The 11,516-nt window shown below is 56.3% G+C and carries 9 protein-coding genes; 1 reads left to right on the plus strand and 8 read right to left on the minus strand.

All coding sequences use genetic code 11. The features are described from left to right. Positions 1–36 precede the first annotated feature (36 nt). The 8 genes from KVT34_RS09085 to KVT34_RS09115 all read right to left on the minus strand — a co-directional run bounded on the left by KVT34_RS09085 (position 37) and on the right by KVT34_RS09115 (position 9,134). The gene (locus tag KVT34_RS09085) at positions 37–2,562 is read right to left on the minus strand and encodes a PIG-L family deacetylase (protein WP_217558549.1); all 2,526 of its coding nucleotides are present in this window, start codon (positions 2,560–2,562) and stop codon (positions 37–39) included. Between the two features lie 161 nt (positions 2,563–2,723). After that, entirely contained in the window at positions 2,724–4,430 is a 1,707-nt protein-coding gene (locus KVT34_RS09090) for an ABC transporter permease (RefSeq protein WP_372011940.1), read from the minus strand. Positions 4,431–4,482: 52 nt separating this feature from the next. After that, the gene (locus tag KVT34_RS09095; protein ID WP_217558247.1) at positions 4,483–5,565 is read right to left on the minus strand and encodes an ABC transporter ATP-binding protein; all 1,083 of its coding nucleotides are present in this window, start codon (positions 5,563–5,565) and stop codon (positions 4,483–4,485) included. Positions 5,566–5,708: 143 nt separating this feature from the next. After that, entirely contained in the window at positions 5,709–6,797 is a 1,089-nt protein-coding gene (locus tag KVT34_RS09100) for an extracellular solute-binding protein (protein ID WP_387540759.1), read from the minus strand. A gap of 31 nt (positions 6,798–6,828) precedes the next feature. Further along, positions 6,829–8,028 carry an ROK family transcriptional regulator gene (locus tag KVT34_RS09105; RefSeq protein WP_217558248.1) on the minus strand — a complete coding sequence of 400 codons (1,200 nt, stop codon included), beginning with the start codon at positions 8,026–8,028 and terminating at the stop codon, positions 6,829–6,831. Positions 8,029–8,290: 262 nt separating this feature from the next. Next, a complete protein-coding gene (locus KVT34_RS32350) occupies positions 8,291–8,419 on the minus strand; it encodes a hypothetical protein (RefSeq protein ID WP_302695126.1) in 129 nt (42 codons plus the stop codon). A gap of 88 nt (positions 8,420–8,507) precedes the next feature. Continuing rightward, positions 8,508–8,621, minus strand: coding sequence for a DUF4023 domain-containing protein (locus tag KVT34_RS09110; protein ID WP_084706608.1), 114 nt, complete (start codon positions 8,619–8,621; stop codon positions 8,508–8,510). A 159-nt stretch (positions 8,622–8,780) separates the two neighbouring features. Further along, positions 8,781–9,134, minus strand: coding sequence for a hypothetical protein (locus KVT34_RS09115; RefSeq protein WP_217558551.1), 354 nt, complete (start codon positions 9,132–9,134; stop codon positions 8,781–8,783). A gap of 240 nt (positions 9,135–9,374) precedes the next feature. Here KVT34_RS09115 and asnB point away from each other — a divergent pair, with 240 nt between their 5' ends. Beyond that, complete coding sequence (gene asnB / locus KVT34_RS09120) at positions 9,375–11,219, plus strand: asparagine synthase (glutamine-hydrolyzing) (protein WP_217558249.1); 1,845 nt, start codon at positions 9,375–9,377, stop codon at positions 11,217–11,219. The last annotated feature ends 297 nt before the right edge of the window (positions 11,220–11,516 follow it).

The raw sequence follows: 11,516 nt of genomic DNA on the forward strand, positions 1-11,516 counted from the left end.
AAAATCAAAGAACGGTATAAGTTCGGCTTGCCCAGCTTACTGCTTCAGGCTGATCATGTTCACGAACATCCGGATGGAGCCCGGAACAAGACTCGGCATTTCGCGATACCAGACAAGCGAGCTGTACGTGTACGTGCCTTTGCCGTAATTGGCGGACAGGAACGTGCCCGTAAATTCTTTTTCGCCCGGATCGCCGTTGGAAATCAGCTCGGTGTACTCCTTGCCCCACTCAGCCGGATTGTAGGCGGAACGGTCCTGAATCCAGTTCTGCCAGTCGGCGTCCGTAATTTTGTTCGGCGTGTTGAAAATCTTGTGATCCGGTGCCAGCATGGTCACCTTCGAATTCTCGTCCGTTACCCTCCACTGAATGAGAGGCTGGCCGATTTTGATCGGATACGGCGCGAGGTCCGGCGTCCATTTGTCTTCCGGCTTGTGGTACTGAACGACCAGGTTGCCGCCGTTTTTCGCGTAATCAAGCAGACGCTGGTTGCTCGGAATCAGTTCGGGACGGAACGCGTAAGCGCGAATGCCGAGCACGATCGTGTCGTACTGGGACAGATCCCCGAACTGGATCGCTTTCGCATCCAGATTCGTCACGTTAACGCCTACCTGGCGCAGAACGGCATCGATATTGTCGAATCCGCTGGATACGTAGCCGACTTTGAGGTCCTTCGGCACGTTAAGGTCAAAAGCTTGAATCGTCAGAGTCGCCGGTTTCACGTAATAAGTCGTGCCGATATGCGGGTACGAAATGACCTGCACCGTACGGCTCGTATCGGTCTGGCCTTCTCTGGCCACGGCGGAAATGTCCACCTTGCCCGGTTTCACGCCCTTCGGCGCTTTCACGGTAAACTCGACGGCTTTCGTTTCGTTCTTCGCCGCAAAGCTTACGTCCAGCGAAGCGGGCTCGACCGTCCAGCCTTCCGGTGCTTTCAGCGAAACGGTTGTTTTGGAAGCTCCCGGCGCGTAATTGCGGGCGGTTACTTTAACCGGCACGGCTTCGTCCGGCTTAAGCGTATTGAACACGGCCGCTTCCGGGCTGAGGGTCAAGGACGTTGCCGGAAGAACGGCAATCGCGTTGTCCGGTACCGCATGGACCGCTGCCTGCGTGCCGTAGGCTGTGTATGTAACATCAGCGCTGATGAGCGGCAGAGCGTACGGGTTGAAGTCGGCGGATTTCGCCGGAACGGTCACTTCGAACTCGGTTTTGACCGTCTGGTTGTAGCCCAGTTTCTTGAACTCGGCGGCGCCCGCCGCCTTGGCCGTCCAGCCTTCCGGAACATTCAGCTTCATCGCGATGTCCGAGATATCCACGCTGCCGCCGCTGTGTGCGGTGACCGCTACCTTCGCCGTTTGTCCGGCTACAAGCTCGCCCGATACGGGCTTCACTTTAACGGTCAGAGAGGCCGCTTCCATGCTTGCTTTGTTAAGCTGATCGGTTTTCACCTGCAATCTATGAAGGATATCAGTTTTAACGGAAGCATCTAAAGTGGATTTTTCCACATTTTCAATCGCTGACTTTACGTCCGCCTTCATTTCATGAACCTCGCGTGCGACGTTCGCGAATTTAGGATAGGCGGCAATGACTTCATTGGCATCCTGCTGCAGGGTTTTCAGATCTTTGACGATCTTGTTGTCTTTGCCTTTGGTGTCCAGTTCTTTGGCAAGATCTTCGAATGTAAAGGAAATGCCGTCGAAGAGCGAGCTGCTTTTGGAAACGGCTGTCTTGTTGTCCCCGGCGGTGCCTGCCAGCTTGTAATAGGAATTTCCCGGACCTTCATCTACATGACGGCCCATGCCTTGGCTTTTGTGCATAAAACGAGATTCTTCCCCAAGCTGCGAGTAGGAGGCGCCGTAAATTTCGTTGTAGTCTCCGACCGGAAGAGCGACGTCGTACTCTTTGTCCGTGGCCGGCAGGTACAGCTTTTTCGGCTGCCATACGGCAAGGCCTTCTTTAAGCTGCTCCGGGAAAATAGCCGGATTGCCGGCGTCTTTGAACGCCCGTACCGTCAAAACGTTGATGGCCCGGTGATGACCGTGAGTCGACGCTTCGTTCAGAAATGCGGGAATCAGCACGTCCGGCCGCTTCTGGCGGATTTGACGGATCAGCCGCTCGTAGGCGACGGATTCGCCCCACTTCTCCAGCGTTTCGTCGGGGCTTTTGGAAAAGCCGAAATCGTAGATCGGATCGTCGAGCTTCACGCTCAGGTTGGCCAGCGTAATGTTCGTGATTTTGGAAGCTTCTTGCAGTTCCCGGGTCCGGATAATGCCAAGGGCATTTCCGAGCTCGCTGCCGATTTCATTCTGTCCGCCTTCTCCGCGGTTGGCGATCACACTGGACGTGTCGACCCCTTGACCGAGAGATACATACGCGAGTGTAGCACTGTGCTCATCATCGGGGTGAGCCCCCGTATTCATGGCACTGGCGATTGTGGTGAGCGGCTTGATCGATTTCCAGAGATCGACAACCCCTCTGTCGGCCGAGGCTGTCTGCGGCGCCGCCGGTAGGGCGACGGTTCCGACAACCGTCAGCGAGACGGCGGCTGCCACCCACTTTTTCATCCATCTGTTTGCACTTGCTTGACTCAATCGCTTCTCCTCCTCAGGCGTAAAAGTGGCGGCAGGAATCCTGCATGACTCCCTGCCTTTATCAAAATCGCGGCGGTCGCGGCGTTCCGCGGGGGAACGGCCGGCGACCAGACGATAATGAACCGTAGCTCGGGTCAGATAGCAGACCCGGCGTTGCCGCCGGTCAGCTTCCTGGAAACGAAAAGAACGAGAATGATCATGACAATCTGCAAGACCCCGTAGGCGCATGCCGTACCGAATTCGAACGCGTACATGCGCTGGAAAATTTCAACCGACATAGGTGTCGTGTTATTCGTGTACAGAAGGATCGACGCTACGAACTCACCGAGGCCCTCCACCATGGCCAGCAGCGTTCCCGCGAGAATACCGCTCAGGGCCATCGGGAAGACAACCCGCCGGAAGCTGTACCACCAGGAAGCTCCAAGGTTGCGCGCGGCTTCCTCTACCGAGCTGTCCATCTGCATCAGGGTCGAGGATGTCGACCGGAAGATCAGCGGCAGGTGGCGGACGAAATAAGCGAGCGGCAAAATCCAGAAGCTGCCGATCAGAACCTGGTTGAACGAGAATGCGTTCGGTTCGCTGAAGGCCGTGATCAGGTTGACGGCTACGACCGTACCCGGCAGCGCCCATGGCAGCATGATCAGGATGTCGAGCAGCGTTTTGCCCTTGAATTTCATCCGCACGATGGCATAAGCCGCCGCAACGCCGAAGAGCAGGTTGCCGATGGTCGCCACAAAGCTCATCTTGAAGCTGTTGGCGATCGGGCGCCATGTTTTCGGATCGGTAAACAAGTCTTTAAAGTGCTGGAGCGTATACTCCGGCGGAAGGACCTGGACCGTCCACGTACTGTCTTCGGAGAAGGAAAGCAGGACGATGACGAGAATCGGCAGCATCAGCACGAGCGTGGCGATAAACGACAGCACCATCGCCGTGTACTTGCCCGCCTTGCTTTTCACTTCGGTCCGGTGGACGCTGACGCCTTTGCTCATGTTCTGATAGTTCCGCGCGTTCTGGTACCAGCGCATCATAATCAGGAACAGGATCGAGACGATCGACAGCAGGGTCGATTGGGTCGCCGCCATGTCGAGGTCCCCGTTCGTACGGGACAAGTAAATTTGCATGGTGAGCGTCCGGTCGATCCCGAACACGAGCGGCGCCGTATAGGACGCCATCGAGATCATGAAGACGAGCAGCGAAGCCGCGATGATAGCCGGCGTCAGCATCGGAAGAATGACTCTGCGCCAGATGAGCAGTCGTCCGGCGCCCAGATTGGCCGCCGCTTCTTCCAGCGACGGGTCCAAACCTCTGATGGCGGTGGACGCCGTCATATAGAAATAGGTGTACATCGTGAACGTATGGACGACGATGACCCCCCAGATGCCCTTAAGCGCAAGCGGCGCATGATCGAGAGCGAACAGCTTCTGAAGCGCGCGCGGGATAATGCCGCTGTCCCCGTAGAGGAACGAGAAGGACAGCACCCCGATCAGGGGCGGAAGCGCCATCGGCACGATCGCGAGGACGGACAAAATTTTGCGTCCCGGAAACTCGTAGCGCTCCAGCAGGAACGCCATCGCGACACCCACGATGCCGCAGGTGATAACGCTGAGTACGGAGATGTAGACGCTGTTCCACAGCGCTTCCAGATTCGATGTATGCTCAAGACTGAAGAAGCGGGCGTAATTTTTGAACGAAAAAGCCCCTTCCAGCTTCACACTCTGTAAAAATGTCTGAAAAAACGGATAAATGACATAGGCAAGCAAAATCAGAAACAACGGCGCGATGAGCACGTAGACGAAGTAAGGCGACGTCGTGATCGTGGTCCATCGGCTGTTCGGACGGATGGCCGGCTGCTGCTTGGCTTGCGGTTTGTTCGTCTGCACGGGCGCACCCTCCTTATTCTACGAAATAAACGCTTTCCTTCGGGACGGCAAAAGCGATATCCTCATCGCGGTGACGCATGCGCTGGCCGGGACCGATAAACATCGCTTTAACCGGCAGCGTGCCGACCTGCGCGACGTAGTTGACGCTCACGCCCGTAAATTCCGACATCAGCACTTTGCCGGCGAGAATGTTCTCCAGGCCTCTCTCCGAAGCCGCGGCCTCGCGGATCGATTCCGGACGGACCGAAACCGTCACCTTGCTGCCCTGTGCCAACCGGCACTCCGGCGAAGCATTGGCGGTAAATCCCGTGATAAGCGTGTCGGACGAGGTGCGGACGTACACCGTGTCGCCTTCCAGGCGCTCCACGGTCCCTTCCCACAGATTCGACTCCCCGATAAAGGAAGCGACGAACCGGTTGACGGGACGATTGTAAATGTCGTGCGGGGTGCCGATCTGCTGCACGATGCCGTCTTTCATGACCATAATCCGGTCGGACATGGACATGGCCTCGGCCTGGTCGTGCGTCACATAAATCGTCGTAATGCCCAGCTCAAGCTGTAAGCGCTTAATTTCCAAGCGCGTCTCTTCTCTCAGCTTCGCGTCGAGGTTGGACAACGGCTCGTCAAGCAGGAGAATATTCGGTTCGATCACCAAGGCGCGGGCCAGTGCCACACGCTGCTGCTGCCCGCCGGACAGCTGGTCGATTCTGCGGTCGCCGTATCCGTCCAGGTGGACGAGCTTCTGGGCGCGCGTCACCTTATCCATAATTTCCGCCTTGGACTGTTTGCGGACTTGGAGACCGAAAGCAATATTCTCGAACACGGTCATGTGCGGAAACAAGGCGTAGTTCTGAAACACCATACCGGTGTTGCGTTTGTTGGGAGGCGTATACGTCACGTTGTTCTCGCCGAACATGATCCGTCCCTCCGTCGGGTAATAGAAACCGGCGATCATGCGGAGCGTTGTCGTCTTGCCGCAGCCGCTGGGTCCGAGAAACGTGAAGAATTCGCCCGGCTGGATGTGAATGTCGACGTTTTCAACGCCGCGTGCGCCGTTAAACTTCTTGCTTACTTTATCGAGCTTGACTTCTATCAAGTGGAATCCCTCCTAGAAAGTAAAACTTCCCTGCCTATCCGTACGTCTATCCCGCCGGCACAAAGGCACAAATCGTATATTGCACCCGCCCTAAACGGGCCCGGATGGGGCTTCCCCCACCCGGATCTGTCAGGCTTCGGGCTTTATTTCTTGCCTTTGCCCTTGATGTTTTCATCCCAGTACTGCATCCACTCTTTTTCTTTGGAGGCCAGTACTTTCCAGTCGAGCTGCAGCGGTTTCGTTTCGATTCCTTTCAGCCAAGCCGGGAATTCATCCTTGTTGATGTCCGTCCGGGTCGGGATCTGGAACAGTTTTTCCGCTTTCTTCTTCAGTTCTTCTTTATCGAAAAGGAACTCGTAAAATTTCTTGGCGGCATCCATGTTTTTGGCGCCTTTGACAATACCCACACCGTCTACGAGGATCGGAGCGCCGCTGGCCGGATAAATGAAATCGAACGGCTGCTTTTTCATTTCCTTCTGAATCAGGATATCCTGGAGGTTCCAGAGGGAAAGCGTGCCTTCCTGACGGGCCATTTTCAGATACAGGTTGGTCGGATCCTGCGTGTATTCCTTCGTGTTCGCATCCAGCTTCTTGAGCCATTCATACCCTTTCTGCGGGTCCGCAGGGTCCTGGCGGTAAATCATCGAGGAATAGATCGTGCGCATCGTACCGGACGCCATAACGCCGCGGATCAGAAGCTTATCTTTATATTTCGCGTCGAGCAGCTCATCCCAGTCCTTCGGAGCGTCTTCCTTCTTCAACGCCTGGGAGTTGTACATGATCACTTCGGGCAGCAGCATTTCGCCGTACCAGCGGTCCTGGGCGTCCTTATTCTCAGCCGCCACATTATCCGCGAAAGTCGGCTTATACGGCTCAAGAAGACCTTCCTCGGCCCCGGTTATGAAAGAGGACTGCGTGCCTCCCCACCAGAAGTCCGCCTGGGGATTCGATTTCTCGCCGCGGATACGCTCCAGAACCTGCTGGGCGCCCATCGTCATGACTTCCACGTCAATGCCCGGATTTTTCTCTTTGAATCTCGGCAAAATCTCGTCGACCACGTTCTTGTCGCGGGCCGTGTAAATCACGAGCTTCTGGGAACCGGAAGCGGCTCCGCCGCCGGCGCCTTCGGCACCCTTCTTCGCACCGTCGTCACCGCCGCCGCAGGCCGACAGGCCGACAGCCATTGCCGCGATAAGAGTCAAACTAGTCCATTTGGTCATCTTCTTTTTCACTTGTACTCCCCCTAGTTCTAGATTGTATCGTTTAATCCGCGCCGGCAGATCCGGAGGATCTGGCCGGCTGGGCGGACGGAAACGCTTCCAGTACACTGTGGACGGCCCCCAGCAAACCTGCCCGCTCCCTCAGCCCCGCCAGTTGGATGTCCGGCAGCACCGGAACCCACTGCGCAAGCAGCTGGCGGATACGGGTCAAGCCGCTTTCGCTCAGATGGACCATTTCGCCGCTCAGGATGAGCAGCTCCGGGTCCAGCACGCTGACGGTATTGGCGATACCGGACGCCCAGTGGACGTAAACATCTTCGAGCAGCGTCCCGGCCTGGCGGCTTCCTTGCTCCGCCTGTTCGACCAACTGCCGCAGGATGCTGCGCCCGGGATCGACGGCAAGGCCGGCAGCTTTCGCTTTGTCGCAGATACCGGTAACGGAGTAGTTCTTCTCGAAAACGCCGAATTCGCCTTGTCTGCGGAGCCGGTCGCCGCCGATCAGCATGTAGCCGATTTCGCCGGCAGCCTCTTTACTGCCCCGGTAAAACTGCTTGTCGATGATAATCCCGGCCCCGATCCCGGTTCCCACATACATGTAGACCAGGCTGGAAACCCCCGAGCCGGCGCCCCCGTAAAATTCGCCCATCGTCATCATATTGACGTCGTTGTCGAGAATAACGGGAATGCCGAGCCGTTCTTCGATTTCCTTCCCGACCGGCAGGTTCATCCAGCCCGTGCTCGGCGCGTAACTGACGGTGCCGCTGCGTTTCTGCGTAATACCCGGCAGGCCGACGCCGATTCCGATAACGCGGTCGCGGCCGAACCCGCTTTTCTCAAGCAGCGTATCCAGGTTCGTCTTGAGCGCTTCCAGAGCGGAATCGCCGTCAACCGGCTGCTCCAGGCGGGTATGCACATGATGCAGCAGCTCGCCCTTCATATCGGCAATGGCCATTTCCAGCGCACTGCCTTCAAAAACGGCCCCGACGACCGTATACGCCTGCACGTTGTATTCAAGGAGAATCGGCTTGCGTCCGCCCTTCGACTCCCCGGTTCCCACTTCATGAATAAGCCCTTCATGGATCATTTCGTCCACGAGAGAGGAGACGCAGGGTCTGCTCAGCTTTGTCCGGACCGACAATTCGGCTCTCGACAAACGGGGATGCTGACGCAGTTGGTACAAAATGCCTTCCCGGTTCATTTGTTTCACTAATTTCGTATTTCCCGTTTTCCCCTTGCCGATCACAAGCCCAATCACCACCTTACTTAGTTAAAATGACTAACAAACTAATTAAATCAAGTATATGTATACGTTTACATGATGTCAATATAAAAAGTGAAATTAGTCATAGAAAATAAATATTAATCGCGTTATTATCAATTATTTCATCATTTTTATACCTAATAGCGTTTATTCTTTCCTTCAGTTTATTTGCTTTTCCGCCTCCTTATGCGTCCGCGTCAAAAAGCCCGCTGCAGCCGCAGCAGGCTTTCGTTCTTCCTTACGCTTACTTCTCCGTCCCGTGACTGAGGTTGTTCTGGGCCGAATGCTTGACGTTTTTGGCCTCCATCTCCTCGGCAAATTCCGCGTTTACTTCGTACTTTTTGCCTTTGGTCGCTTTCGAAACCTTCGCCATGTTCATCACCCCCGCCCGTTTGTCGATTTCCTTTATTCCGGCCTCCGCCGCAAAGGGACGGTGAACGGAACAGTCAAAGCGGCACTGCTCAGTGCTGTTTGTTGGGGAGCCGTTTGTCCGGGCGGTTTTTGCCTTGCGTCCTCCGGTTGCGTTCGTCTTTACGCTGAGTGTCATGCAGTTTGCTGATGAAATGACTGTCCATCTCCGCAAGCCTCCCCGGGAAGTAAGTTTCGTGAAGCCGTCTTAGTATGTCCGGGCTTTGGGGGAAAGCATGCCGTTGACCGCGAAAAAAAGAAAAAGAGCACCAGTCGGCGCTCCTCGGTTCTTTATACGTATAAGTGCTTGTCCGTTCAGGAAGATCTTAAGCTTCCGCTTCCAGTCTCATAGCCATGTCAACCAGAACCGCGCGCGCTTCCGGCTTCGTTTTGACTTCGCTGTAAAGCTTCTCGAAAGCCGCTTTGTTTTCTTTGAACTCGCCTTCGTTCTTGATCGTGAAATGGCTCCACTCGATCAGACGGTTCTCCGCCTGGCGAAGCTCATTGAAAGCTTTATGGAAACCGCTGCGTTCAATCGCATCTTCCATTTCTTTCTGACCGATTTCCGCACCGTTTTGTCTCATGTCGTTCAGTTTCTTGTCAGCCTGCTGGCTGGCTGCGAGAAATTGTTCTTTGGCCGCCAAATAATCGATTTGCGCCCTGGCGTATTTACGTTTCATCAATAACAGTCCACCTTTAGCATGATTTCCCCAATAGCGCTTGCAGGGGAGTTTTCTTCTACCAAATCCTATTGTAACAAAATTTTTCTGGAAACAAAACCGATTTCGCCCTTCCGGTTCTTCCGGACCTTACGGGGCGGACAGACATTTTCGCTCCTGACGCCGCATACCTTTTAATCATCGCATACGGCAGTCTTCTCGAAAGACTCGCTTAGAACGTATTTCGAAAGGGTGAACATCATGTGCGGAATTACAGGGTGGATAGACTGGCGCAAAGATCTGACCACATCTTCATCCATTCTCGAAAATATGACGGAAACCTTGGTCCACCGCGGTCCTGACGCTTCCGGCACGTGGATATCCGGCCACTGCGCCCTGGGGCACAGACGGCTGAGTGTCATGGACCCGCTTAACGGCGCTCAACCCATGATCCGCAAGGACGGGGACCGGACATACTCCATCGTATATAACGGGGAATTGTATAACGCTCCCGAGCTGCGCAGCGAGCTGGAACACCGTGGCCACCGGTTCGCGACCTCCTGCGACACCGAAGTTCTGCTGGCCGCGTTCGTCGAATGGGACCGGAGCTGCGTGGAGCGGTTGAACGGGATCTTCGCGTTCGCGGCCTGGAACGAACAGGAGCAAACCCTGTTCCTGGCCCGGGACCGTCTTGGCGTCAAGCCTCTATTCTACAGCCACACGGACGGAGCCTTCCTGTTCGGCTCGGAACCGAAGGCGATACTCGCCCATCCGGATATCAAAACCGAGGTCGGCGCCGAAGGCCTTGCCGAGATTTTCGCCGTCGGACCCGCGCGCACGCCCGGCCACGGCATTTACCGCAACCTGGCCGAGCTGAAGCCGGGCCATTTTATGGTTTACGACCGCAGCGGGCTGACGATCCGTCCTTACTGGAAGCTGGAAAACCGGCCCCATACGGACAATGTGGAGGAAACGGCGCTCCGTATCCGCGAGCTCCTGGCCGACACCGCCCGGCGCCAGCTCGTCTCGGACGTTCCGGTCTGCACCCTGCTGTCGGGCGGACTGGATTCCAGCGCACTGACGACACTCGCCTCCCACCATTACCGGGACAGCGCCAGCGGCGTGCTGAATACGTACTCCGTCGATTATGCCGACAACGACAAGAACTTCAAGGAGAATGCGTTCCAGCCCAACTCCGACGCTCCGTGGATCAAGCGGATGACGGAGTACCTCGGCACGGAGCATCATTACGTCGAGTTCGACACGCCCGAACTCGTCGAATCGCTCCGCACCGTCGTACTCGCCCGCGACACGCCCGGAATGGCCGACATCGACGGCTCGCTTTACCTGTTCTGCCGCGAAATCAAGAAAGGCGCCACCGTGGCGCTTTCCGGCGAAGCGGCCGACGAGATCTTCGGCGGCTACCCCTGGTTCCACCGGGAAGACGCCCTGAATGCGAACACGTTCCCGTGGTCGCTTTCGCTGCCTCAGCGGGCGGGCATTCTGTCGCGCGATTTCGCCGACTGGATCAAGCCCGAGGCATACGTCCGCGGCCGCTACGAGCAGGCGCTGGCCGAGGTGCCTCGTCAGGCGGGGGAAACGCGGGAGCAGAACCGGATGCGGGAGATGTCTTACCTGAACATCACCCGCTTCATGCCGACCCTGCTTGACCGCAAAGACCGCATGAGCATGGCCGTAGGGCTCGAAGTCCGGGTTCCTTTCTGCGACCATCGGCTCGTGGAATACGTGTGGAACATCCCTTGGGACATCAAAACGGCGGGCGACCGCGAGAAAGGAATTCTGCGGAAGGCGCTCGTGGAGGTGCTGCCGGAAGACGTGCTGGCCCGCAAAAAAAGCCCTTATCCCAAGACGCACAATCCGAACTATGCGACCGCGGTCAAACAGCAGGCGCTTGAGATCTTAAACGATTCGTCGTCGCCGCTTCTTCCCTTTGTGGATGCCAAAACGCTGCGCGCCATGGCGGCTCCGGGAGCCGAATCGACCGAATTCCCCTGGTTCGGCCAGCTCATGTCCGGTCCGCAAATGTTCGCGTATCTGATCCAGGTAGATACGTGGCTGCGCGAATATAAGGTATCGATCCGTTAAGCATTTACCGCCGCTTGTCTATGCATGTCTATACACACCAATGCGCGTCTAAACTTACGTCTGTTTACACGCACACCGGCTTCCGAGTAGAGCCGATTGTGGTTGACCACGTCATGTGACGCCGAGCGCTGAGCACCGTGCGCCGGGAGCTTCGCGCGGTGCGAAAAAAAACTTCAAAAAAACCTCCAGCCGCCATCTTAATGGCACTGGAGGTTTTTATCCTTTTCGCCCGAAGTCCGGGAGTATACGTACCGCTGTCGCTTCCGTTGCCGGACCACACATTGCGTGTCCGCATTC

This window comes from Paenibacillus sp. GbtcB18 (genome assembly GCF_019091125.1).
Lineage (GTDB): Bacteria > Bacillota > Bacilli > Paenibacillales > NBRC-103111 > Paenibacillus_F > Paenibacillus_F chitinolyticus.